Origin of the sequence: Pseudomonas sp. RL_5y_Pfl2_73 (assembly GCF_963970515.1) — a bacterium.
GTDB lineage: Bacteria > Pseudomonadota > Gammaproteobacteria > Pseudomonadales > Pseudomonadaceae > Aquipseudomonas.
The window spans coordinates 185,138-206,444 of the sequence record NZ_CAXAPD010000002.1 but is presented as its reverse complement, the minus strand read 5'-3'; the positions used below and the strand labels follow the sequence as shown (position 1 = coordinate 206,444).

The 21,307-nt window shown below is 59.7% G+C and carries 28 protein-coding genes; 25 read left to right on the top strand and 3 right to left on the bottom strand.

Annotation, left to right across the window (positions count from 1 at the left end):
• The first annotated feature begins 3 nt into the window (after window positions 1–3).
• The 20 genes from AACY42_RS02765 to recX all read left to right on the top strand — a co-directional run bounded on the left by AACY42_RS02765 (window position 4) and on the right by recX (window position 14,950).
• Window positions 4–615, top strand: coding sequence for a phage baseplate assembly protein V (locus AACY42_RS02765; RefSeq protein ID WP_339476208.1), 612 nt, complete (start codon window positions 4–6; stop codon window positions 613–615).
• An 11-nt stretch (window positions 616–626) separates the two neighbouring features.
• Window positions 627–959, top strand: coding sequence for a phage baseplate protein (locus AACY42_RS02760; RefSeq protein ID WP_014336817.1), 333 nt, complete (start codon window positions 627–629; stop codon window positions 957–959).
• Window positions 956–1,951 (top strand): baseplate J/gp47 family protein, encoded by a 996-nt coding sequence (locus AACY42_RS02755; protein WP_339476203.1) that lies wholly within the window; start codon window positions 956–958, stop codon window positions 1,949–1,951. Before AACY42_RS02760 ends, AACY42_RS02755 begins: the two co-directional genes overlap by 4 nt.
• Window positions 1,948–2,583: a phage tail protein I gene (locus AACY42_RS02750; RefSeq protein WP_339476201.1), complete on the top strand. Its 636-nt coding sequence runs from the start codon at window positions 1,948–1,950 to the stop codon at window positions 2,581–2,583. The genes AACY42_RS02755 and AACY42_RS02750 overlap by 4 nt, the downstream gene beginning before the upstream one ends.
• Complete coding sequence (locus AACY42_RS02745; protein WP_339476198.1) at window positions 2,584–4,536, top strand: phage tail protein; 1,953 nt, start codon at window positions 2,584–2,586, stop codon at window positions 4,534–4,536. It abuts the gene before it with no gap.
• A 2-nt stretch (window positions 4,537–4,538) separates the two neighbouring features.
• Complete coding sequence (locus AACY42_RS02740; protein WP_339476196.1) at window positions 4,539–4,967, top strand: phage tail protein; 429 nt, start codon at window positions 4,539–4,541, stop codon at window positions 4,965–4,967.
• A 102-nt stretch (window positions 4,968–5,069) separates the two neighbouring features.
• A complete protein-coding gene (locus AACY42_RS02735; protein WP_339476194.1) occupies window positions 5,070–5,279 on the top strand; it encodes a hypothetical protein in 210 nt (69 codons plus the stop codon).
• A 2-nt stretch (window positions 5,280–5,281) separates the two neighbouring features.
• A complete protein-coding gene (locus tag AACY42_RS02730; RefSeq protein WP_339476190.1) occupies window positions 5,282–6,448 on the top strand; it encodes a phage tail protein in 1,167 nt (388 codons plus the stop codon).
• Entirely contained in the window at window positions 6,448–6,954 is a 507-nt protein-coding gene (locus AACY42_RS02725; protein WP_339476187.1) for a phage major tail tube protein, read from the top strand. Before AACY42_RS02730 ends, AACY42_RS02725 begins: the two co-directional genes overlap by 1 nt.
• Before the next feature lie 197 nt (window positions 6,955–7,151).
• Window positions 7,152–7,718, top strand: a complete 567-nt coding sequence (locus AACY42_RS02720) for a phage tail assembly protein (protein ID WP_339476185.1) — start codon at window positions 7,152–7,154, stop codon at window positions 7,716–7,718.
• A complete protein-coding gene (locus tag AACY42_RS02715; protein WP_003184823.1) occupies window positions 7,715–7,840 on the top strand; it encodes a hypothetical protein in 126 nt (41 codons plus the stop codon). Before AACY42_RS02720 ends, AACY42_RS02715 begins: the two co-directional genes overlap by 4 nt.
• Before the next feature lie 6 nt (window positions 7,841–7,846).
• The gene (locus AACY42_RS02710) at window positions 7,847–9,952 is read left to right on the top strand and encodes a phage tail tape measure protein (protein ID WP_339476183.1); all 2,106 of its coding nucleotides are present in this window, start codon (window positions 7,847–7,849) and stop codon (window positions 9,950–9,952) included.
• Complete coding sequence (locus AACY42_RS02705; protein WP_339476181.1) at window positions 9,952–10,335, top strand: phage tail protein; 384 nt, start codon at window positions 9,952–9,954, stop codon at window positions 10,333–10,335. Before AACY42_RS02710 ends, AACY42_RS02705 begins: the two co-directional genes overlap by 1 nt.
• Complete coding sequence (locus AACY42_RS02700; RefSeq protein ID WP_339476179.1) at window positions 10,328–10,540, top strand: tail protein X; 213 nt, start codon at window positions 10,328–10,330, stop codon at window positions 10,538–10,540. Before AACY42_RS02705 ends, AACY42_RS02700 begins: the two co-directional genes overlap by 8 nt.
• Window positions 10,541–10,549: 9 nt before the next feature.
• Entirely contained in the window at window positions 10,550–11,566 is a 1,017-nt protein-coding gene (locus AACY42_RS02695) for a phage late control D family protein (protein WP_339476177.1), read from the top strand.
• A 118-nt stretch (window positions 11,567–11,684) separates the two neighbouring features.
• Window positions 11,685–12,248, top strand: a complete 564-nt coding sequence (locus AACY42_RS02690; protein ID WP_339476176.1) for a glycoside hydrolase family 19 protein — start codon at window positions 11,685–11,687, stop codon at window positions 12,246–12,248.
• Window positions 12,230–12,766: a lysis system i-spanin subunit Rz gene (locus tag AACY42_RS02685; RefSeq protein WP_339476174.1), complete on the top strand. Its 537-nt coding sequence runs from the start codon at window positions 12,230–12,232 to the stop codon at window positions 12,764–12,766. Before AACY42_RS02690 ends, AACY42_RS02685 begins: the two co-directional genes overlap by 19 nt.
• Window positions 12,767–12,837: 71 nt before the next feature.
• Window positions 12,838–13,338 carry a CinA family protein gene (locus AACY42_RS02680; protein WP_339476172.1) on the top strand — a complete coding sequence of 167 codons (501 nt, stop codon included), beginning with the start codon at window positions 12,838–12,840 and terminating at the stop codon, window positions 13,336–13,338.
• A gap of 83 nt (window positions 13,339–13,421) precedes the next feature.
• Complete coding sequence (recA, locus tag AACY42_RS02675) at window positions 13,422–14,474, top strand: recombinase RecA (protein WP_047230023.1); 1,053 nt, start codon at window positions 13,422–13,424, stop codon at window positions 14,472–14,474.
• Window positions 14,475–14,482: 8 nt separating this feature from the next.
• On the top strand, window positions 14,483–14,950 hold the full coding sequence (gene recX / locus AACY42_RS02670) for a recombination regulator RecX (RefSeq protein WP_339476166.1): 468 nt from the start codon (window positions 14,483–14,485) through the stop codon (window positions 14,948–14,950).
• Window positions 14,951–14,996: 46 nt separating this feature from the next.
• Here recX and AACY42_RS02665 read toward each other — a convergent pair whose 3' ends face one another.
• On the bottom strand, window positions 14,997–16,115 hold the full coding sequence (locus AACY42_RS02665) for an LOG family protein (RefSeq protein ID WP_339476164.1): 1,119 nt from the start codon (window positions 16,113–16,115) through the stop codon (window positions 14,997–14,999).
• Window positions 16,116–16,577: 462 nt separating this feature from the next.
• Between AACY42_RS02665 and AACY42_RS02660 the strand changes: the two genes are divergently transcribed.
• Window positions 16,578–16,772 carry a hypothetical protein gene (locus AACY42_RS02660; RefSeq protein WP_339476162.1) on the top strand — a complete coding sequence of 65 codons (195 nt, stop codon included), beginning with the start codon at window positions 16,578–16,580 and terminating at the stop codon, window positions 16,770–16,772.
• Here AACY42_RS02660 and AACY42_RS02655 read toward each other — a convergent pair whose 3' ends face one another.
• Entirely contained in the window at window positions 16,773–17,195 is a 423-nt protein-coding gene (locus tag AACY42_RS02655; protein WP_339476160.1) for a quorum-sensing-regulated virulence factor family protein, read from the bottom strand. It abuts the gene before it with no gap.
• A gap of 184 nt (window positions 17,196–17,379) precedes the next feature.
• Here AACY42_RS02655 and AACY42_RS02650 point away from each other — a divergent pair, with 184 nt between their 5' ends.
• The 3 genes from AACY42_RS02650 (at window position 17,380) to AACY42_RS02640 (ending at window position 19,416) form a co-directional block, all read left to right on the top strand.
• Window positions 17,380–18,126 (top strand): tRNA-uridine aminocarboxypropyltransferase, encoded by a 747-nt coding sequence (locus tag AACY42_RS02650; RefSeq protein WP_339476159.1) that lies wholly within the window; start codon window positions 17,380–17,382, stop codon window positions 18,124–18,126.
• Window positions 18,127–18,327: 201 nt separating this feature from the next.
• Window positions 18,328–18,981, top strand: a complete 654-nt coding sequence (erdR, locus tag AACY42_RS02645; RefSeq protein WP_339476157.1) for a response regulator transcription factor ErdR — start codon at window positions 18,328–18,330, stop codon at window positions 18,979–18,981.
• 72 nt (window positions 18,982–19,053) lie between these two features.
• Window positions 19,054–19,416 (top strand): diacylglycerol kinase, encoded by a 363-nt coding sequence (locus tag AACY42_RS02640; protein WP_339476154.1) that lies wholly within the window; start codon window positions 19,054–19,056, stop codon window positions 19,414–19,416.
• 4 nt (window positions 19,417–19,420) lie between these two features.
• Here the strand turns inward: AACY42_RS02640 and AACY42_RS02635 are convergent, their stop codons facing one another.
• Window positions 19,421–20,347: a LysR family transcriptional regulator gene (locus AACY42_RS02635; RefSeq protein WP_063322709.1), complete on the bottom strand. Its 927-nt coding sequence runs from the start codon at window positions 20,345–20,347 to the stop codon at window positions 19,421–19,423.
• A gap of 121 nt (window positions 20,348–20,468) precedes the next feature.
• Here AACY42_RS02635 and fpr point away from each other — a divergent pair, with 121 nt between their 5' ends.
• Entirely contained in the window at window positions 20,469–21,248 is a 780-nt protein-coding gene (gene fpr, locus AACY42_RS02630) for a ferredoxin-NADP reductase (protein WP_003184787.1), read from the top strand.
• Window positions 21,249–21,307 lie beyond the last annotated feature (59 nt).

Below are 21,307 nucleotides of genomic sequence, written 5' to 3'. Positions count from 1 at the left end.
GCCATGTTTGATGCGCTGTTACGGATGCATCTGGGGCCGATCATCGAGCGTCTGGCGCAGATGGAAACCGAGTTGGAAGACTTGCATCGGCGTGCGGAGAGTTTCTGCCGCATCGGCATCTGCCAGGAAGTCGACGCGGCCAGCAACACCTGCAAGGTCAGCCATGGCGGCCTGCTGACCCCAGCGATCCGTTTTTTCAATCCGAGCGCCGGCGCCCAGAGCGAATCGCGGATTCCGTCCGTGGGTGAGCAATGCCTGTTGCTGAACCATGGCGGCGGTGAGAGCGGCGGGCAAGCCGTGGCGTTGTTCGGTCTCAACGGCGGTCAGTTCCCACCCGTCTCGACCCAGGCCTCGCTGACGCGTCGCCTCTATCAGGACGGTACGGAAAACGGCTACGACCATGCCAGCCATGTCCTGCACTGGCAAAACGGCCCGGCGGCGTTCAGCGGTTCCCGTGAAACCCTGCGACTGAACATTGGCCCGTCGCGGCTGGCGATGACTCCCGAAACCATCGAATTGCAACTGGGCGGCGTCGGCATTCGGCTCGACGCCTCCGGTGTGCACCTGAGCGGCCCGGTGGTGGATCACCAGGGACGCGTCATCAGTACCGCATAAGAGATGTCCTCATGATTGGAATCGATCGAAATACCGGCGCCACGGTCGACGACTGGCTGCAGTTCGTGCAGCGCGCCACCCGTGCCTTGACCACGCCGTTGGGCACTCGCCAGAAGCGCCCGTTGTATGGCTGCGCACTCACGCAATTGCTGGGGCAGAACCTCGGTGACGACCTGCTGATCCTTGCCCAGAGCCACGCGGCCCAAGCGTTCTACAACCCGGACAACGGCATCGATGATTTCGAGCCGCAGGTCATTGTCGCCAGCCGGCACGGTGCCGGATTGCTGCTGCGTTTCGCCGGCACCTGGAAAAACCGTAAACAGACTTTCGAGGTGGTGACATGAGCATGTTGATACCCGGTCAGAACCAACTGGCCGAACCGACCATCGTCACCGTCGAAGCGTTCGAGGACTTGCTCGCCGAGTTCAAGACCTTCGTGGTCGAGTACGTCGGCGCACGCTCTCCTGCCAGTGCCGCCAAACTGGTGGACAGCCTCGAAAACGAAAGCGAACTGCTGACCCTGGCTCTCGAGGCGTTCTGTGTCCGGTTGCAAACCCACGAGCGCAAATACAACGCCCGCATCAAGCAGATGTTGGCGTGGTGGGCCTCGGGCACCAACCTCGACGCTCGCCTCGCGGACATGGGGCTTGAACGCCAGTTGCTCGACCCGGGCGACCCGGCGGCGTTCCCGCCCATCCCACCGGTCTACGAGAGCGATGACGATGCGCGGTTGCGTTATTACCTGGCGCCCCACGCCCCGGCGGCTGGCTCGCGCATGCAATATCGGCGGGAGATTTTCACCCTGGGTGAACGGCCAGCGGTGAAGGTGGAAAACGCCGCAGCGGGCGTGGTGACCGTCACCTACACCTTCGATCCGGATGGCCATGCGGCGCAGGTCAAGGACGGCAACGGACGCCGCACCGCGCCGGGCGAAGTCACAGTCACGGTACTGTCCCGTGACGGTGACGGCACGCCGAGCGAGGTACTGCTCGACGGTGTTCGCCAACATTTTGCCCGGCCGGATGTACGCCCGGAAACGGACCTGGTCATTGTTCAGGGCGCGCAAATCAAACCCTACAAAATCCGCGTCGCGGCGAAGATCAATGCCGGTCCGGATTCAGGGTTGACTCAGGTTGCTGCCCAGCAGCAGTTGCAGGCGTATGCCCAAGCTTGTCATCGCCTGGAAGGTCGGGTGGATCCGAGCTGGATCGACTACACGCTGCACAGCGCCGGGGCGGTTCAGTTGCTGATTCTCGAACCGCTTGCACCGATTGTGACGACGGCTTTTCAAGCCCCGTACTGCACGGGCATCGAGGTCGAGGTGGATACGTTATGAGTGACGACACACCTCGCCCGAGCCTGCTGCCGGTCAACAGTTCACCGTTGGAACGGGCCCTGGATCTGGGGTTCGCTCGGTTGCTCGAACGCATCGATCCGCCGTTTCCCGAGCTGATGAATCCAACGAGCACGCCCTTGGCGTTCCTGCCGTATCTGGCGGCGGATCGTGGGGTCAACGAATGGAGCTCCGCAGCCCCCGAGGCGGAAAAGCGCCTGACCGTTGAGCTCGCCTGGTCCACCGCCCGGCAGGCCGGGACGCGAAAGGCCCTGGAAAATGCCGCCAAGGGTTTGCAACTGATGCCTGAAGTGCGCGCCTGGTATGAGCAAACACCCCCTGACCCGCCCTACAGTTTTTCCGTCAGGGCATTTACCGAGCAGCCCTACAGCGAAGAAATCGACGCCCGTCTCGACCGTCGCCTGGCGGATGCCAAAAGCGAGCGCGACACCTTGAAGGTGTCTGTCGGCTTGAGTGCATTCGGCCGTCACGTCATCGGTGCCGCCACGCTGTGCGGCGAACTGACCACGGTTTATCCGATTGTAATCGAAGGGCTAGAAGCCTCGGGCCGGGGCTTCATGGCCGCCGCGCTCTACACCGTCGAAACCTCCACTATTTATCCACAGGGGTCCTAAATGGCCGACTATTACACCTTGCTCACCGATACGGGGATCGCCTACGAAACCGCCTGCAAGGCGGCGGGCACACCGATCAAGTTGTCGCAGATTTCCGTCGGTGACGGCGGCGGCGAAGTTTACAACCCGGCCGCAACCGCCACGGCGCTCAAACGCGAAGTATGGCGCGGGCCGCTCAATGCGCTGTTCCAAGATGAGAAAAACCCGAGCTGGTTGCTCGCTGAAGTCACCATCCCGCCCGACGTGGGCGGCTGGTATGTGCGTGAGGCCGGGATCTGGACCGATACCGGGATTCTGTATGCCATCGTCAAATATCCGGAGTCGTTCAAGCCGGTGTTGGCGACTTCGGGGTCGGGGAAAGAGTTTTACATTCGGTCGATTTTCGAAACCAGTAATGCTGAGTTGGTAACGTTGCTGATCGACGACACGGTGGTCAAAGCGACGCGGGCCTGGGTTGCCAGCTATGTCGCTGACGAACTCGCCAAGCTCGACAGGAAGCAGTCTGTGCGGGTGGCGACAACGGCCAACATTGTTTTGAGTGGTGCGCAGGCGATTGATGGTGTTGCCGTGGTTGCCGGGAATCGGGTGCTTGTTAAATCCCAGACCTTGGCGAAAGACAACGGTATCTACGTTGCCGCGAACGGCGCTTGGGTTCGGGCAAAGGATGCTGATGCGAACGCCGAGGTTACTTCGGGATTGAGTGTTCCGGTCGAAGAGGGGGCGACGCTTGCCAATACGATCTGGCAGTTGGTTACGGATGGCGGGATTGTTCTGGGCGTTACGGCATTGAGTTTTCAGAATGTGACGCAGGGGTTTGCGCCACTTAATTCCCCGGCCTTGTTGGGCACACCAACGGCCCCGACTGCACCGCTCAGCAATAATAGTCAGATGCTCGCCAATACCGCGTTTGTGCAACGAGCTCTTGGCAATCATTCGGGGATTGGTGGGCTTGACGCAAGCACTGTGCTGACAGCCGATGCTTTCGGGAGATCGTTCATTATCAACTCGACAAACCCGATCAATATCACGTTGCCCCGGGCCAATACGGGGTTTAACGGCGGTACCATAACTTTCGTAAACGTCTCAACCGGCGCCGCGACCATCATCCTGCAAGGCACGGATTATGTGGCGGGCATGGCTGCGAATCAGCTTGTGTTAAAGACGATGGACAGCATCAGTTTGTCGACGGGGGCGGGTATTTCCTGGTATGCGGAGGATGGGTCGATCCGAGACGTGTTGTCTACAGCGTTCAAGGATCTGATGGCTGGAAAAATCAGTGTTGGGCAATTTGGTTTGGGGGGGATTGGGACCCCGCTGACTACATTCAAATCAATTACAGCCGGTGGGTTGTATCAGGCTTATGGTGCGCTTGTTCCAAACGCGGCGACTCCGGGGGCACCTCCCGAGAGCGGTAACAGACTCATAGGCGTTCTGGCAATTACGCCTCGTAGTGATGCCACTTATTATCTTGCTGTTGAGCATGCTTCTGACAGCAATGATCGCCGGTTCTGGCTCGGTCAATATACTTCAACTACCGATACTCTGTTTTGGTCTTGGCTATTGAGCGACGAACAGATTGCGACGCAAGCACAAGTAGATGCGGGTGTATTAGACGACGTTGTAGTCTCGCCGAAGAAAATGCGCTGGGGATTTGCTGTTAGCTTTACCTCTAATGGTTATATAGCTTTCCCGTCGTGGCTGGGTGGCTTTATCATTCAATGGGCTAACGGGCAAGTTAATGCAGGCGCAGGTACTGCCCATATAAACTTGGCAATGGCTTTTCCCTCTTCACTTCTCGCTTACTCGATTAGTACGTCAAGCCTTGGGACAATGATGAGCTGTCAGTCAGCGTCCGTTAATGGGATTGACGTTCTGGCGCGTACTGTAAGCGCAGGGTCTATTGCAGTTCCTGCCGGTGTCGCTGGATACACCTTTATTTGTCTTGGGAGATGATCATGCGTAAGTACAGTCGCACAACGGGGACTTGTTACATAGTCGGCCTTCATTCAGTAATTCCCGCCGATGCTGTGGATATTCCCGATGATCGCTATAACCAAGTGATTGCCAATCCAGCCCTAGGTAAGGTCCGCAGCCATGACGTCGACGGTCTGCCGACTCTGATAGATCCGTTACCTGTTTCGGCTTATGAGTTGGCAGCGGTTGAGCGCAGATGGCGAGATGCCGAGATCGAGAGCGTTCGATGGCTGCGTGAGCGTCATCGTGACGAAGTAGATTCTGGCCGGCCCACGACCCTGACGATTGAACAGTCCGGGGCGCTGCTGGACTATGTGCAAGCCTTGCGCGATTGGCCGCTGTCACCAGACTTTCCAAGCGACGAACTACGCCCGGCTGCACCACCTTGGCTCGCTGACCACCCCCAATAAAACGCCCCGCACCGACGGGGCGTTTTCCTTTCCGCACACATCACAAAAACCTGACAACAGCCCCGCACACACGGGGCTTTTTCATATCTGGAGAACCCAAAAATGGCACTACGCCAAACCTACACCGTGCTCCTCCCATTCCCCACCGGCGGCGGCCACTGGTCGAGCGTCGGCCAGGAACTCGACCTGCTCGACGTCGAGGCCAACGCCTGGCACAGCGCCGGTCGTCTGCAGCTGAAAAAAACCGAAGCCGTCGAACCGGCTTCCACATCCACCCCGGCCAATAAGGCCACCACCAAAAAGGCTGAATAACCATGGCTGAGGTTCTGAACTTCGAGCACAACGGCATTACCGTCAATGCCACTGAATCTCCCGAGGCCATGGGTGGCCTGGGTGATAACGTCATCGGGCTGGTCGGCACCGCGCCGAATGCCAACCTGCTGATTCCGAAAAACACCCCGTTCCGCATCAACAGTTTCACCACTCAGGCCCAGTTGGACCCGACCGGTGCTGAGGCGGGGACGCTGTTTCACGCGGTTTACCAGATCCTCAAAGTGGTCAAGGTGCCGGTCTACGTGGTCATCGTCGAAGAGGGCGCCACACCGGCCGACACGCAGAACAACGTGATTGGCGGCATTGAGGCCGAGACCGGACGCAAACTCGGTTTGGCGGCGCTCAGTGGGGTCGCTGAAGACCTGACCATCATCGGCGCGCCAGGTTTCACCGGCACCAAGGCGGTAGCGAGCGAGTTCGCCTCGTTTGGCAAGCGTATCAAGGCGCGTGTGGTGCTCGACGGCAAGGACGCCGCGGTCGCTGATCAAGTGACCTACAGCCAGGAACTGGGCGGCGCGGACCTCGGTTTCGACCGTTGCCTGGTGGTGCATAACATGCCGGCGATCTACTCGAAAGCGGCGAAGAAAAACGTCTTCCTGGCCCCGTCGAGCCTGGCCATCGCCGCGCTGGCCAAGGTCAAGCAATGGGAGAGCCCGGGTAACCAGGTGACCTACGCCGAAGACGTGTCGCGCACCGTCGAATACAACATCCTCGACACCTCCACCGAGGGCGATCTGCTCAATCGCTATGGTGTTTGCTACTACGCCCGGACCATTCTCGGCGGCTTCTCGCTGCTGGGTAACCGCTCCGTCACCGGCAAGTTCATCAGTTACGTCGGCCTTGAAGATGCCATCAGCCGCAAGCTGGTGAAAGCCGGCCAAAAGGCCATGGCCAAGAACCTGACCAAATCCTTCATGGACCAGGAGGTCAAGCGCATCAACGACTGGCTGCAAACCCTGGTCGCCGACGAAACCATCCCCGGCGGCAGCGTGTACCTGCACCCGGAATTGAACAGCGTCGAGAAGTACAAGAACGGCACCTGGTATGTGGTCATCGACTATGGCCGCTACGCGCCGAACGAACACATGATTTATCAACTCAATGCCCGCGATGAAATCATCGAGCAGTTCCTGGAGGACGTTCTCTAATGTTTACCAACCGCGTAAGACAGGCCATCGCGGCCACCCTGCAAGGCCTGCCGTTGTCGGCGACGGTGGAAGAATTCACGCCGCCGAAGATCGAATTCGACATGGAAGAGATGCGCGGCGGCCGTTTCATTGGCGAGGAAATGGCCAAGGGCGGCAAGGTGCTGACGGCCAAGCTGACGCTGCAAGGCCTCGGCCCGGAAGTCATGCTGGCGCTGGGGGTGAGCGTGGGCGACGACATTCTGCTGAACGTGCGTGAAGCCGGCCAGGATCAGGACGGCAACACCTGGTTTACCTACCACACGGTGGGCGGCAAGTTGAAATCCCTCGAGGAAACTGCGCTGAAAATGAACGAGAAGCCCAAGACCAATCTTGAGCTGTCCTGCCGCACCTACAACCGCCTGGAAAACGGCGTCCCGGTGATCGACATCGACGTGCGCACCCAGAAGTTCGTGCTCAACGGCGTCGACATCCTCGGTGATGCGCGCCGGGCGGTGTTGCTGCCTTAAATAGCCTGAACACCTTAATGCCAGCCAGTTAAGCACAGCCCCTGTGGGAGCGAGCCTGCTCGCGATAGCGGTGTGTCAGGCACCTTGGTGCTGAATGTACCGCCGTCATCGCGAGCAGGCTCGCTCCCACAGGTGGCGCGGCTTGATTTTCCGGTATTGCGCAACACCTTCCCAGTAACCACCAAGGAACCGATTTCATGTCCTGGATGCCTCCTACCCATGAGCTGTTGTCGCCAATCACCGGTGACGACGGCTCGCAGATCGAGCAGCTCACCCTCAAACCGCTGTACTACGCCGCGCAAAAAGACGCCCTGGCCCGTGCGGGCGATGACGAAGACGATCAGTTCTTCGAGCTGGCCAAGCTGGCCACCGGCCTGTCGGTCAAGGAACTCGACCAGCTCAAGCGCCCGGACTACGTGAGCATTGCCCAGTACGTGCACGAAATGTCCACGCGCCCGGCGTCGTACTTTCTGGATGACCCACAGGCCGACCCCGACCAGGTGCAACTGCTGCAACCGCTCGACGTCGCGGGCCGCAGCCTGACGTCGCTGACCCTGGAAATGCCGGTGCTGCGTGCCACCAAAGCGATGAAAAAACTGAAGACGGCTAAGGAGCGCGCCGAGTTCATCACCGCCCATTGCACCGGCCTGATGATTCCCGATCTGGACCTGCTGAGCGTGCCCGACTGGACACAACTTCAGGTGCGCATCGACGATTTTTTAAACAAACCGGCGGACTTCTTTCGGAGCGCGACATCGAAGTGATCCTCGATGTGGTGCCGCTCATTTACTCGGTAAGTGAGGCGGAAATCCTGGAGTGGGACGCCGGCAAGGCCTTGCGCCGCTACGACATCGCGATCACTCGCCTTGGCGTGAAACAGGAGTAGAGCGGGATGGCGGACGATAGATATTGGCTCAAATACGCAGCCTTCGATGAGAGTGGCTTGGCGTTCGGTAATACCAGCCTCACCAGTGGTGGATCAGCACAAGGCGCGTTCGCCAGGGATCAACTGTCGAGCCTCGATCCGGCGCTGGAAAAACTCGGGCTCAAGATCGGGCTGCTGACCACGGCGATCGAGTCGCTGACCGTGAAGCTTTCGGCGCAACGATTGTTTTCCCAAACGATGGACGCGGGCGCCAAGGGCGAGTCGGCCACTGAGCCAAAGGGTAAGTCGGGTGGCGTTATCGAACCACCGGCGCTGCTCAAGCCCGCGATAGCAATGGATTCGGCCATGGCCGATCTGAAGCAGGCCGGCCAATTCACGCCACGCCAGATTGCCGAGATGGCGGAGCCAACCCAGCGTATCGCCAGCGCGCCATTGGTGGCGGCCGGCGGCACCACGGCGGTTGATGTTGTGAGAATGGAAAGCCTGGCGGCCAGGGCAGGCATCGGCAGCGACCTGCCCAATGCCTCGGACCGGCAATTGGCACTGTTGCGCTTCGCCAGTGATGCGGGTGTTACAGCATCGACGTTCAAAATGCCGGCCATGGAAACCGCCGAAATGCTGCTCGCCTGGCGCACTTCCATGAAGCTCAGCGCCGAGAAGGCCTTCGACCTGGCGGATGCCACCAACCACCTGAGCAAGATTCCCGGTGGTGCGAAAGCGACTGAGATCGGCACCGTGTTGCAGCGTGACGGTGCGGCCGCGACCTCAGCAGGCTTGCAGCCAGCACAGGCCGCCGCGTTGACAGCGGCATTGCTCAATACCGGTACGCAACAATCTGAAGCCGGCGTAGCGCTTGATAGCTTCACGACGGCCCTGAGCAAGGGTGACCAGGCCCCGGCTACCGAGCAAACAGCCTGGAAACAGTTGGGGCTGGAGCCCAAGGCGGTGGCGAGCGGCTTACGTGACAAGGACACGGCGTCTGGCACGGTGATGTCGGTGCTGGCAGCCTTGAACGCGCAGCCAGCCGAAAAACGCTCGACCCTTGCCTCTTCACTGTTTGGCTCTGGCGATGAAGCAGTGCTGCGCATGTCGCAGAAACTGGACGACGTGAACGCGGCGTTCTGGCAGGTGAAAGACCCTGGCCAATACGCTACATCGCAATTGGGCAACAACGGTTCGGTACGGCAGGACGCGTTGGCGCTCTCGAACACCCGGCAGGGCCACCTGAACGTCCTCAACGCCCGCAGCGAGCGTTTGTCGGTGGCCACTGGCAACGCCCTGACGCCTTTGGCGGATACCTCGTTCCAGTGGCTGGGTTCGCTGGCCGATGGCATGAGTGAGTTGGTTGAGTCCTCACCCAAAGCCGCCGCGGCCATCGTGTTGATTGGCGCGGCGATCAAACCGCTGGTGGGCGCTTTGCTCAAGGCGGTAGTGGATGAGATCTCCAAAGTTTTCAGAAATCCTCGTGGGGGCAAGCTGGATACAAGCAATGCCAACCAGCGTCCCGAACCCACGAGACGGCCGAAAATACGCGTCAGTACACGAGGCTCACGAGGAGGCGCAGGGCGTTTTTCACTCGGGCCAACGGCCTCATTACGCTCGATGACTCGCAGGGCGCCCGGCCCATTAAAAGTCGTCGGCGCCGTCGCTGATGTGGCCAAGGGTGTACTGACCGGCGACAAACGAATGATGGGCGCAGGCATGGGAGCTGCAAGTGGCGGTTGGGCAGGCGCTGCTGCGGGGTCTGCGGCCGGTGCCGCTTTGGGCAGTGTCGTTCCGGTGATTGGCACTGCCATTGGTGGTCTGATTGGCGGACTGCTGGGCGGCTGGTTGGGGGGCGATGCGGGCGCGTCTCTGGGTGAAAAGCTCGTCGCCCCCGCCGACAGACTCGCCGCTCCAGACCAGGTCAGCAAAGACCTGGCCAGCACCCAGACAACCACGCAACAGAACACCATGACCGCAAACATCTACATCAACGGCCAGGACCAGGCCAGCGCGAGTCAGTTGGCCAACCTGGTCGTGCAGCAGATCACCGGCCAATTCGGCCTGACATCCACGCCCAATTCACTGGCCATGCGCAGCGACGCGGCCCTGACCGACGGAGGTACGTGATGCGTCAGCAAATGGCACTCGGCAGTTTCATTTTCGGTCTGTCGAGAAATTTTGCGTACCACAGCCTGGTACGCACCTCGGACGGTGGCTGGAAAAGCATCGACATCCTCACCAGCAAACCCAAGTCCAGCCAGATCGGCCAAGGCCTGCAAGGGCTAATGATCACCGGTAAGTCGATGTACGCGACCGCCATGGATCGACTCGATGAGTTGCGCGTCTTGCAGGCGCAGCGCGTCCCGGTGCCGTTGGTTGATGGCATCGGTCGCAACTGGGGCCTATGGCAGATCACCAAGGTGACGGAAACCCAGACCGAGATCATTGATGACGGCACGGCGATGGTGGTCGGCTGGGTGGTTGAATTGACGGAGTTCGCCAATGCGTAGGGTTCGAAGTATCGCCGGTGATTCGGTGAATCTGTTGCTGTACCGCGAGCTTGAGCGTTGTGACGATGCCGCCGAGGAAGCGCTCTGGCGGCTCAATCCGCTGCTGGCCGAATGGGACCCGGTATTGCCGGCCGGGGTCTGGGTGGTCCTGCCGGAAGTGGAACTCAAACCTGTTGCACCCACACCGGTTTCGGCCTGGGATTAAGGAGGCGACATGTCATTGGGTTTCACGCCTGCGGTGGAAATTTATGGGGCGAACGCCGCGCTGCTCAACGAACGTCTGCTCAAGTGGGAGCATGTCGACGCAGCGGGTATCGAGTCCGATCAACTGAAACTCACCATTAGCCTGGACGGTCTGGAAGGATTGCCCAGCCTGGGCGGCAAGATTGGTCTGCGGGTCGGTTACCTGGAGTCGGGTTTGGTGGACAAAGGCGAGTTTGTCATCACCGGGCGCACGCCGTTCCTGTTTCCCTTGCAACTCGTTCTGGTGGCCATGGCGGCGCCGTTCAGCGCGGCGGACCAGACCGGGTTCAAGCAACGCCGATCCGTCAGCCATGGTCCGACGACCCTTGGGGCGCTGTTTCGTCAGCTGACTTCCCGGCACGGGTTTTCGCCCCGGGTGGCGCCGGACCTGTCGCTGATCAAAATCGAGCACATCGACCAGACCAACGAAACCGACATGGGCTTCCTCACGCGTCTGGCCCATCGTTATGACGCCGTCGCCAAGCCGGTCAACGAGCTGTATGTGCTGGCCCGGCGCGGCCAGGCGAAGTCGTTGTCGGGCAAGGTCCTGCCTGAGATGAAGCTGTCGGTGACGACCAACAATCGCCCGGGCGACCACGCCTTCATTTCGGCCAAGTTTGATGAAAACGCCCGGGCCAAGTACCAGGGCTGCAAGACCTATTGGTGGGATGCGGCGGCCGGCAAGCTGCAGGTCGAGGAGAGCGGCGTCGCGCCGTTCAAGACCCTGCGCCAGCGCTTCCAGAGCGCCGACGATGCCCGCGCCGCCGGTGAAGGGGAGGTGCGACGGATGGAGCGCGAAGCACTCAAGGTGGACATCGAGTGCCCTGGTAACCCGGGACTTTCGGCCGAGGGCATCGTACTGCTGGATCTCACCTGGCCGGATTTCATGCGCGGTCGCTGGTCGATCGACAAGGTCACCGCCAGTGGCGACCGGGAAAAAAGCTATCGCAGCTTGATTCATGCCACCCGCCTGGATGCCAAGGCCTGACCCCAAGCCCCTGTGGGAGCGGGCTTGCGATTGCGATATGACATTCGACACCTCCATTGCCTGACACGCCGCTATCGCGAGCTGGGCATTTCAATAACGTGTTTTCGATGATCTGATCATGGACGTTACCCCACAGCAACTCATCAACATCATGCCCAACGCCCGCGCCCAAACGGGCGTTTTCATTTTTCCTCTCAACAGCGCAATGTCTCGGCACCTTATCGACACGCCCAAGCGCATCGCCGCATTCCTGGCCCAGGTCGGTCATGAGTCGGGACAACTGCGTTATGTGCGCGAGCTAGGCAGCGAGCAATACCTAAAAAAATACGATACCGGAACCCTGGCCGTTCGCTTGGGCAACTCGCCCCAGGCCGACGGTGACGGCCAGAAGTATCGCGGCCGAGGGCTGATCCAGATTACCGGTCGTGACAATTACCGTCGTTGCAGTCAGGGGCTGTTCGGCGACGAACGCCTGCTGGCCTTGCCTGAGCTTCTTGAGCAACCGCAATGGGCCGCCGAGTCCGCTGCGTGGTTCTGGGAGCGGAACGGCTTGAACGAGCTGGCCGATCGCGATCAGTTCAACACCATCACCCGGCGCATTAATGGCGGTTTGAGCGGCCTGCAGGACCGCCTGCAATTGTGGGCTCGGGCGAGGGCGGTGTTATGCCAACCTTCGGCCTGATGCCTTTTTCGTCTCGCGCCCTGGGCGTTGTTGTGTTGCTCGCGCTGCTGGCCGGCGGCTCGGCGATGCTCGCATGGCGGTTCCAGGACTGGCGTTACGGACAGCAGTTGGCCCGACTCGCACAGTCCCAGGCCGAGACGCTTAATCAAATGACCCAAACGGCCGCGACGCAGCAAAAGGCCGAGCAAGACAAACGCCTGGCTCTGGAGCAGCAGCTCGCCGCCAGCGAACAAACCCATTACCGAGCCTTGAGCGATGCCCAACGTGACCAGGATCGCCTGCGCGATCGCCTTGCTACTGCCGATGTCCGGCTGTCAGTCCTCCTCGACGCCGACGATGTTGCCGCCGGTTGTGCAGTGCCTGCCGCCACCCGCGCCGGCGGCGTGGATCATGGAAGCGCGAGAGCCCGACTTGACCCGGCGCATGCTCAACGAATTGTCGCCATCACCGATGCCGGTGATCGCGGACTGATTGCCTTGCAGGCCTGTCAGGCCTATATCAGAGCGCTGGGTCGATAATCCGGCGAGCCTTGCAAGCTTCCATTGCTCGTGTACGGTAGGCCTCACTTGTGTGGAATCAGGAGAGCACCATGGACGACATTACCGAACTGGCCGCTGAGCTGGGCAGGCGCCTGCAGTTGCTCAATGCCCATGTCACCACGGCCGAGTCCTGCACGGGAGGCGGGATTGCCGAGGCAATTACCCGGATTCCCGGGAGTTCGGCCTGGTTCGAGGCCGGTTTCGTCACCTATTCCAATCGCCAGAAGAGCCAGCAGCTGGATGTGCCGACCGAGTTGTTCGAGAAGGTGGGGGCGGTCAGTCGCGAGGTGGTCGAGGCCATGGTGCGAGGTGCCCAGCATAAAAGCCTGGCGCGTTTTGCTGTGGCGGTCAGCGGTGTAGCGGGGCCGGACGGTGGTTCGTCGAATAAACCGGTGGGCACCGTGTGGCTGGCCTGGGGTGTTGGCGAGGTGGTGATCAGCGAGCAGCGATTCTTTGCAGGCAACCGCGACGAGGTCCGCCGACAAACGGTGAAGGCCGCGCTAGAGGGGCTGTTGCAACATGCCGCTGTAGAAATCTCAAATCAGGGGTAGGCGATCCTCAAACGCTGTGGAATAATACTGGCTACTTATACAGGTGTTGGCCGTCAGGCCTTATTGATTACGTGAGGACTTTAATGGACGACAACAAGAAGAAAGCCTTGGCTGCGGCCTTGGGTCAGATCGAACGTCAATTCGGCAAGGGTGCCGTAATGCGTATGGGCGATCAGGACCGTCAGGCTATTCCTTCCATCTCCACCGGCTCCCTGGGCCTGGACATTGCGCTTGGTATTGGCGGCCTGCCAAAAGGCCGAATCGTTGAAATCTACGGTCCTGAATCTTCCGGTAAAACCACGCTGACCCTATCCGTGATCGCCCAGGCCCAAAAAGCCGGTGCGACCTGTGCTTTCGTCGACGCCGAACACGCCCTGGACCCGGAATACGCCGGCAAGCTGGGTGTCAACGTCGACGACCTGCTGGTTTCCCAGCCGGACACCGGCGAACAGGCCCTGGAAATCACCGACATGCTGGTGCGTTCCAACGCGGTTGACGTGATCATCGTCGACTCCGTGGCCGCACTGGTGCCAAAGGCTGAAATCGAAGGTGAAATGGGCGACATGCACGTGGGTCTCCAGGCTCGCCTGATGTCCCAGGCCCTGCGCAAGATCACCGGTAACATCAAGAATGCCAACTGTCTGGTGATCTTCATCAACCAGATCCGTATGAAGATCGGCGTGATGTTCGGCAGCCCGGAAACCACCACGGGTGGTAACGCACTGAAGTTCTACGCCTCGGTTCGCCTCGATATCCGCCGCACCGGCGCGGTGAAAGAAGGTGATGAGGTTGTCGGCAGCGAAACCCGCGTCAAGGTCGTGAAGAACAAGGTGGCTTCACCGTTCCGTCAGGCCGAGTTCCAGATTCTTTACGGCAAGGGCATCTACCTCAATGGCGAGATGATCGACCTGGGTGTATTGCACGGCTTCGTCGAGAAGTCGGGTGCCTGGTATGCCTACAACGGCACCAAGATTGGTCAGGGCAAGGCCAACTCGGCCAAGTTCCTGGCGGACAACCCGGAAATCGCCGCCACCCTTGAGAAGCAACTGCGTGACAAACTGTTGAGCCCGGTGGCAGACGTCAAGTCCGTGGCTAATCGCGAGACCGCTGACGACCTGGCTGACGCTGACATCTGATCGATTCGATGACCGGCGTACTCGATACCCTCGTCGCGGTGCGGCGAACCGCGATGGACCTGCTCGCCAGGCGCGAGCACGGTCGAGTCGAGCTGACGCGTAAGCTGCGTCAGCGCGGCGCTCCCGATGAGTTGATCGACACTGCCCTCGACCGTTTGACCGAAGAGGGCTTGCTGTCGGAGTCCCGTTACCTGGAAAGCTTTGTCTCCTATCGCGCCCGTTCCGGTTATGGTCCTTTGCGAATTCGTGAGGAACTGGGCCAGCGTGGTTTGCAACGCCCGGATATCGAACTTGCCTTGCGCGAAAGTGGTATCGATTGGCAGGAGCAACTGACGGCCACCTGGCGCCGAAAGTTCTCAGGACATTTACCCATCGATGCACGGGAACGAGCCAAACAAGGGCGTTTCCTGGCGTATCGAGGCTACTCCATGGAAATGATCAACCGCTTGTTCAGCGGTCGCGGTATGGATGATTAAACAAAAACGGCCTGCTATTTCGATAGCAGGCCGTTTTTTTATGGGCTCAGGTTACCTTGATCGGCGTCCATGTGAGGGGATGGGGTTTTGGGGTGGGTTGGGCCCAGTTTTCCGGCAGATTGATGTAATCCACCAGTTCCCTCAAGCGCCCGTGATCCCGGGCGTTGAAGGCAAACGCCAGTCGCGCCAGATGACTGAACTGGGCTTCATCGTGCTCTTCACCGCTGTAGTCATGTTGATGAAAGCAGTCGCTCAGGCACAAATCGGCGAATTCTCCCTGCATCTGCTGCAACGCCTGTTCGTTTAGCTTGTGGTTCATGCGAATCACGAACTGATGCTTGAGCCAGCGACTGGAGTGGAAGTTGCGGTAGAACTGGTTGATCTCTTCCACGGCCTCTTCGGCGTTGTACACCAGGCGCATCAGCTTCATGTCGGTGGGCAGGATGTAGCGGTTTTCCTCCAATTGCTCACGAATGAAGTCCAGGGCACCTTGCCAGAACTTGCCTCCCGGGACATCCAGCAGGACCACCGGCACCAGCGGGCTCTTGCCTGTCTGTACCAGCGTCAGGACTTCCAGCGCTTCATCAAGCGTGCCGAAACCGCCGGGGCAGAGCACCAGTGCGTCGGCCTCTTTGACGAAAAACAGTTTACGGGTGAAGAAGAAGTGGAACGGCAGCAGGTTCGGCGTGCCTTCAACGGTCGGGTTTGCGTGTTGCTCGAAAGGCAGGGTGATATTGAATCCCAGGCTGTGGTCGCGCCCTGCGCCTTCATGCGCGGCGGCCATGATGCCTCCGCCGGCGCCGGTAATGACCATCATGTCCGAATGGGCCAGCGCCGCCCCCAGTTCTCGGGCCAGGCCATACAGTGGATGTTCGATGGGCGTTCGGGCTGAGCCGAAGACCGTGATCTTGCGTCGACCCTTGAACTGCTCGAGTGTACGGAAGGCGTGTTCCAGTTCCCTCAGGGCTTGTAGCGTGATCTTGGCATTCCAGCGGTTGTGATCTTCCTGGGCCATGCGCAGCACGGTCAGGATCATGTCTCGGTAAATGGGGAGGTTGGGGCTGTTGGGGGACACTAGGTTGAGTTGCTCTTCGACCTTGCGAGTGAGGTCGTGGCCGTGGTTCTCAAAATGACGACTGAGCAGGTCATTCGGTTTGTAAGGCATTCAGCTTCTCCTTCTTAACAGGACCCCGGCCCGGATGAAAATTCATCGAGGCCACGACACCGTGTGTCGTTGTCAGCCCAGGCATCGGCCTGGAGGGTGACCTGGCTTGACGCGGTCTACAGCCAGGCGACCAAGCCATCCAGCGGGTTCTGCTTTTCCCTTTGATAAAAAACAATGACACGCCAAGGTGTTGGCCGGGCGGCCTCTTTCTGCCCGATGAAAATCCTATGGATACGTTTGAATCTAGACCGTCATGCCGATCTTTGCTGCCCTGATCATGGCGCTCAAAAGTGACCGTTGGCAACCGCTGATACATGCCCTGAACTAACGCGCCGCTCGTCAGATTGCCGGCCGGGTGTGTGCCGCTCTGATTTACTGATAACAAGCGTGCCAATGCAATTTGACGCCCAGGGTTGGGTGCCACGTGATGGATTGAAGCGAATCGGGCATGGAGGCGGGAAAATGACCAGGGTCACTCTGGAGCTCGACAGGCAGCTGTACTTGATGTTGTTGGAGTCGGCACAGGCCAATCGGGTGAGTCTTGAGGAAGAATGCTGTCGTCGGCTGGGAGGGCGAGCATGGCGCTCGCGTTACTTGCAGGCGCTGGTGGCGGAGTTGCGCGCCGACGATGAGCCGCAGCGCGCAAGCTCAGGTTGATTACTTCTTCGTCTTGGCGGGTTTCGGGCAATCCGATTCCTGGAAGCGCTCGGTCGCGACTGGGCGGTTGGTCTTAACCTCGGTGAACTCATAGCGCATCGTTGCACCCTTGGCCATCAACTTGCGGAAACCCGGATTGCTGCACACCGTGGAGCCCAACTGGAAATACACGGCCTTGGGGTCTGCGCGCATTTTCTGGGCGTGGCTGTTTTGCACGCTGAGATGGTTGATCAGCTCGGTGCCTTCGACGGTATAGCCTTGGTCGAGAATGTCTTCGTTGATCGCCCGTGGCGTACCGACGCTACTTTCCTTGGCGACGTTCTGCAGCATCTTGTTCAGTTCGAGTTCTTTCAGCGAAGCAGCCTGAGCGCTGAAAGACGTCGCCAGCAGAACGGCAACGGTAGGGACGATAAGGCGCAGCATGAAACTCTCCTGGTTCAGTGACTGGTGGTTCGACCGATCACATGACTGTGCGTTCAGTGGCTGGGAATTATAGGGGAGCCCGGATGGACGGTACAGGCGCGTGGGCTCTGGTAGACTGCCGGCCTTTATTGCCCTACCGAGTGTTGTTCGTGTCGAGTTTTCCTGTCTGTCGGCGTCGCCCACGATGAATCACGCCCCTAACGCCGTTGCTCGCCTGCGCGACCAGCGCATCGATGAAGGGATCAGGCCGATTCAGGCCCGTGGCTGGCGCGCACCCCGTTGCAGTGCCTGCCGAGTGATCGAGAGCCATTGCCTGTGCGCCTGGCGTCCGAGTGTCGAGACCCGCTCCGGGGTCTGCCTGATCATGACCAACAAGGAAGTGTTCAAACCGAGCAACACGGGTTGGCTGATTGCTGACGTCGTGCGCGACAATCACGCATTCATCTGGTCGCGCACTGACGTCGATGAGCAACTGCTGGCGCTGTTGAACGATCCGCAATGGCAACCGTACCTGGTGTTTCCGGGCGAATACGTCGAGCCATCGCGGGTTACCCACACGGTCGACCTCGATCATTCCAAGCGCCCGCTGTTCATTCTGCTGGATGCGACCTGGACCGAGGCGCGGAAGATTTTTCGAAAAAGCCCGTATTTCGACCGACTGCCGATTCTGAGCCTGCTGCCCGACAGACTGTCGCGCTACCGCCTGCGCCGTTCGACCCGCAGTGAGCACCTGTGCACCGCCGAAGTGGCGGCATTGTGTCTGGAACTGGCGGGGGACAGCGATGCCGCTTCGGCCCTGGACGCCTATTTCGATGTGTTCAGTCAGCATTACCTCGGCGCCAAGGGCCAGCAGGAGGTGAACGTGTCGACCCCGGCCCACGCCGAGTTGCAACCCTTTATCCGTACGCGGCAAGCAGTATTGGCTCAATAGTGGCCCATACTGGACAGTGTGGCGGCCGTGCTGCTTGACCACCCCGGCTTCGCTGGGCATGCTTGGCGCCGACCAGGGCGCCGCAATGTTTGAAACGGTTGAATGTGCCCCTGTGGATGCCGCTGCATGGCGGGGTCTTGAGTTGTCTTGGCGAGGCGCGAATGCATCGGGCCTGCCATAAAAAACAGGATCATTTGAAAAATGGCCACATACGAAATCCTGATTGCCGATGACCACCCGCTTTTTCGCAGCGCGTTGCATCAGGCTGTGACCCTGGGCCTCGGCCCGGCTGTCCGGTTGACGGAGGTGGCCAGTATCGCGGAATTGGAGGTCCAGTTGACGGCGAAGGCCGATTGGGACCTGGTGCTGCTGGACCTGAACATGCCCGGGGCCTATGGTTTTTCAGGGTTGGTGCTGTTGCGAGGCCAATACCCGCAGATCCCCGTGGTCATGGTCTCGGCTCAGGAAGAAGCCTCGGTGATGGTCAAGGCCCGGGAGTTCGGCGCCAGCGGATTCATACCCAAGTCCAGTTCCCTCGAGATGATTCAGAAGGCTGTGAAGGCGGTCCTGGACGGTGATGTCTGCTGGCCGCCCCAGGCGTTCGACGCCGTGAGCGTGTCCGAGGAAGCCAAGGCCGCCAGCGAGGGGCTGGCCAGTCTCACACCGCAGCAGTTCCGGGTGCTGACCATGGTCTGCGAAGGCTTGCTGAACAAGCAGATTGCCTACGAACTGAACGTTTCGGAGGCCACCATCAAGGCTCATGTCACGGCGATCTTTCGTAAACTGAAGGTGCGCACCCGGACCCAGGCGGCCTTGCTGCTGCAACAACTTGAGTCAATTTCACCGCAGGCTTAGTGTTCCGCTTCACGCTTTTTTGACCGGCTTTGAATTAGCTTCTCCACTCCTTTTAGATCAGTTGCCCACTCTATGTCACCTTTTAAAGGCCAGACCGGCCTGAAACGCATCCTCAACGCCTCCGGCTACTCCTTGGACGGGCTGCGTGCAGCTTTTGTCGGCGAAGCGGCTTTCCGTCAGTTGGTGCTGCTCAACGTCGTGTTGATTCCGTTGTCATTCTTCCTGAGCGTCAGTCGTGTCGAGCGGGCGCTGCTGATTGCCGTGTGCCTGTTGGCATTGATCGTGGAATTGCTCAACTCGGCAGTGGAGGCGGCCATCGACCGCATCTCCCTGGAGCTGCACCCATTGTCAAAGAACGCCAAGGACATGGGCAGCGCAGCCCAGTTACTCGCGCTGACGATGATCGCGTTGGTGTGGGGCGTAGTACTGTTGTAACGGCTCAGGCAATGGTCGGCAGCACGATTTCGTCGCTGCGCTGGGCCCCGGCGGTGAAAGCCCGGCACAGCTCGAGGAATTCGCGCATGGCCGAGGTTTGGTACTTCTGTTTATGCCAGATGAAATAAAACTGCCGCGCCAGGTCCATGTCCGGGGTTTCCACTGCGACGAGGCTGCCGCGGCGGAAGGCGTCGCGCAGTGCCAGGCGTGAGATGCAGCCAATGCCCAGGCCGGATTCCACGGCGCGCTTGATCGCTTCGGTGTGTTCCAGCTCCAGGCGGATATTCAGTGCGCTACGGTGGTGACGCATGGCCTGGTCGAAGGTCAGGCGTGTGCCGGAACCCTGCTCCCGTAGAATCCACGCCTCATGGGTCAGTTCCTCCATGGTCGCCTGGCCGCGCTTGGCCAGCGGGTGTTGAGGTGCGCAGAACACCACCAGTTCGTCCTCGACCCAGCTCTGTACTTCGATGTCCGGATGGCTGCAGTCACCTTCGATTAGACCCAGATCAATTTCATAGTGAGCAACCTGGTGCACGATATTGGCAGTGTTCTGCACGTGCAGCTTCACTTGGCTTTCTGGATGGCGCTGCATGAAACCGCCGATCAACAAGGTCGCCAGGTAATTGCCGATGGTCAGGGTGGCACCGACCGCCAGTGAGCCGAAGCCGGACTTACCGTTGAGCAGGTCTTCGATTTCCTTGGCCTGGTCCAGCAGCGCCACTGCCTGGGGCAGCAGTTGTTTGCCCAAGGCGTTGAGGCTCAGGCGCTTGCCGGCACGGTCGAACAATTGGCAGCTCGATTGCCGCTCCAGTTCGGTGATGGAGGTGCTGGCCGCCGACTGCGACAAATTGAGTTGGCCCGCAGCGCGAGACACGCTTTCTTGCTGGGCGACGGCGACGAAGACCTGAAGTTGACGGAGAGTAAATCGCATATCTATATAACCGATAACCCTTATCTTAATAATCCATTTAACAGATATTGTCGCCGCCATTAGAATGCGATGCAATTGCGCAGATTATCGGCGCAGGCATTATTCCCAGGAGTCCCCGTACATGAGCAACATGAACCACGAGCGTGTCCTCAGTGTTCATCACTGGAACGACACTCTGTTCAGCTTCAAGTGCACCCGCGATCCGGGCCTGCGCTTCGAGAACGGTCAGTTCGTGATGATCGGCCTGCAACAGCCCAATGGCCGCCCGCTTATGCGCGCTTACTCGATTGCCAGCCCGAACTGGGAAGAGCATCTCGAATTCTTCAGCATCAAGGTGCCTGACGGTCCGCTGACCTCCCAGTTGCAGCACCTGAAGGAAGGCGACGAGATCATCATCAGCAAGAAACCCACCGGCACCCTCGTGCTGGACGATCTCAAGCCTGGCAAACATTTGTACCTGCTCAGCACCGGTACTGGCCTGGCGCCCTTCATGAGCGTCATCCAGGATCCGGAAACCTATGAGCGTTTCGAAAAAGTGATCCTGTGCCACGGCGTGCGTTACGTCAATGAAGTCGCTTACCGCGAGTTCATCACCGAACACTTGCCGCAGAACGAGTTCTTCGGCGAAGCGCTGCGTGACAAGCTGATCTACTACCCGACCGTGACGCGCGAGCCGTTCGAGAACGAAGGCCGCTTGACCGATCTGATGCGCAGCGGCAAGCTGTTTCGCGACATCGGCTTGCCACCGATCAACCCGCAGGACGACCGCGCCATGTTGTGCGGCAGCCCGAGCATGCTCGACGAGACCAGCGAAGTGCTCAACAGCTTCGGCCTGACCGTTTCGCCGCGTATGCGCGAACCGGGTGATTACCTGATCGAGCGGGCGTTTGTAGAGAAGTAAGCTGTTGCGATAAGTGTGGAGTGTGGAGTGGGGGTGTCAGCCGACATAGTCGTTGAATG

Coding starts and splice junctions, on each gene's coding strand:
- AACY42_RS02765 (WP_339476208.1), top strand. CDS start 4: ATGTTTGATGCGCTGTTACGGATGCATCTGGGGCCGATCATCGAGCGT.
- AACY42_RS02760 (WP_014336817.1), top strand. CDS start 627: ATGATTGGAATCGATCGAAATACCGGCGCCACGGTCGACGACTGGCTG.
- AACY42_RS02755 (WP_339476203.1), top strand. CDS start 956: ATGAGCATGTTGATACCCGGTCAGAACCAACTGGCCGAACCGACCATC.
- AACY42_RS02750 (WP_339476201.1), top strand. CDS start 1,948: ATGAGTGACGACACACCTCGCCCGAGCCTGCTGCCGGTCAACAGTTCA.
- AACY42_RS02745 (WP_339476198.1), top strand. CDS start 2,584: ATGGCCGACTATTACACCTTGCTCACCGATACGGGGATCGCCTACGAA.
- AACY42_RS02740 (WP_339476196.1), top strand. CDS start 4,539: ATGCGTAAGTACAGTCGCACAACGGGGACTTGTTACATAGTCGGCCTT.
- AACY42_RS02735 (WP_339476194.1), top strand. CDS start 5,070: ATGGCACTACGCCAAACCTACACCGTGCTCCTCCCATTCCCCACCGGC.
- AACY42_RS02730 (WP_339476190.1), top strand. CDS start 5,282: ATGGCTGAGGTTCTGAACTTCGAGCACAACGGCATTACCGTCAATGCC.
- AACY42_RS02725 (WP_339476187.1), top strand. CDS start 6,448: ATGTTTACCAACCGCGTAAGACAGGCCATCGCGGCCACCCTGCAAGGC.
- AACY42_RS02720 (WP_339476185.1), top strand. CDS start 7,152: ATGTCCTGGATGCCTCCTACCCATGAGCTGTTGTCGCCAATCACCGGT.
- AACY42_RS02710 (WP_339476183.1), top strand. CDS start 7,847: ATGGCGGACGATAGATATTGGCTCAAATACGCAGCCTTCGATGAGAGT.
- AACY42_RS02705 (WP_339476181.1), top strand. CDS start 9,952: ATGCGTCAGCAAATGGCACTCGGCAGTTTCATTTTCGGTCTGTCGAGA.
- AACY42_RS02700 (WP_339476179.1), top strand. CDS start 10,328: ATGCGTAGGGTTCGAAGTATCGCCGGTGATTCGGTGAATCTGTTGCTG.
- AACY42_RS02695 (WP_339476177.1), top strand. CDS start 10,550: ATGTCATTGGGTTTCACGCCTGCGGTGGAAATTTATGGGGCGAACGCC.
- AACY42_RS02690 (WP_339476176.1), top strand. CDS start 11,685: ATGGACGTTACCCCACAGCAACTCATCAACATCATGCCCAACGCCCGC.
- AACY42_RS02685 (WP_339476174.1), top strand. CDS start 12,230: ATGCCAACCTTCGGCCTGATGCCTTTTTCGTCTCGCGCCCTGGGCGTT.
- AACY42_RS02680 (WP_339476172.1), top strand. CDS start 12,838: ATGGACGACATTACCGAACTGGCCGCTGAGCTGGGCAGGCGCCTGCAG.
- recA (WP_047230023.1), top strand. CDS start 13,422: ATGGACGACAACAAGAAGAAAGCCTTGGCTGCGGCCTTGGGTCAGATC.
- recX (WP_339476166.1), top strand. CDS start 14,483: ATGACCGGCGTACTCGATACCCTCGTCGCGGTGCGGCGAACCGCGATG.
- AACY42_RS02665 (WP_339476164.1), bottom strand. CDS start 16,115: ATGCCTTACAAACCGAATGACCTGCTCAGTCGTCATTTTGAGAACCAC.
- AACY42_RS02660 (WP_339476162.1), top strand. CDS start 16,578: ATGACCAGGGTCACTCTGGAGCTCGACAGGCAGCTGTACTTGATGTTG.
- AACY42_RS02655 (WP_339476160.1), bottom strand. CDS start 17,195: ATGCTGCGCCTTATCGTCCCTACCGTTGCCGTTCTGCTGGCGACGTCT.
- AACY42_RS02650 (WP_339476159.1), top strand. CDS start 17,380: ATGAATCACGCCCCTAACGCCGTTGCTCGCCTGCGCGACCAGCGCATC.
- erdR (WP_339476157.1), top strand. CDS start 18,328: ATGGCCACATACGAAATCCTGATTGCCGATGACCACCCGCTTTTTCGC.
- AACY42_RS02640 (WP_339476154.1), top strand. CDS start 19,054: ATGTCACCTTTTAAAGGCCAGACCGGCCTGAAACGCATCCTCAACGCC.
- AACY42_RS02635 (WP_063322709.1), bottom strand. CDS start 20,347: ATGCGATTTACTCTCCGTCAACTTCAGGTCTTCGTCGCCGTCGCCCAG.
- fpr (WP_003184787.1), top strand. CDS start 20,469: ATGAGCAACATGAACCACGAGCGTGTCCTCAGTGTTCATCACTGGAAC.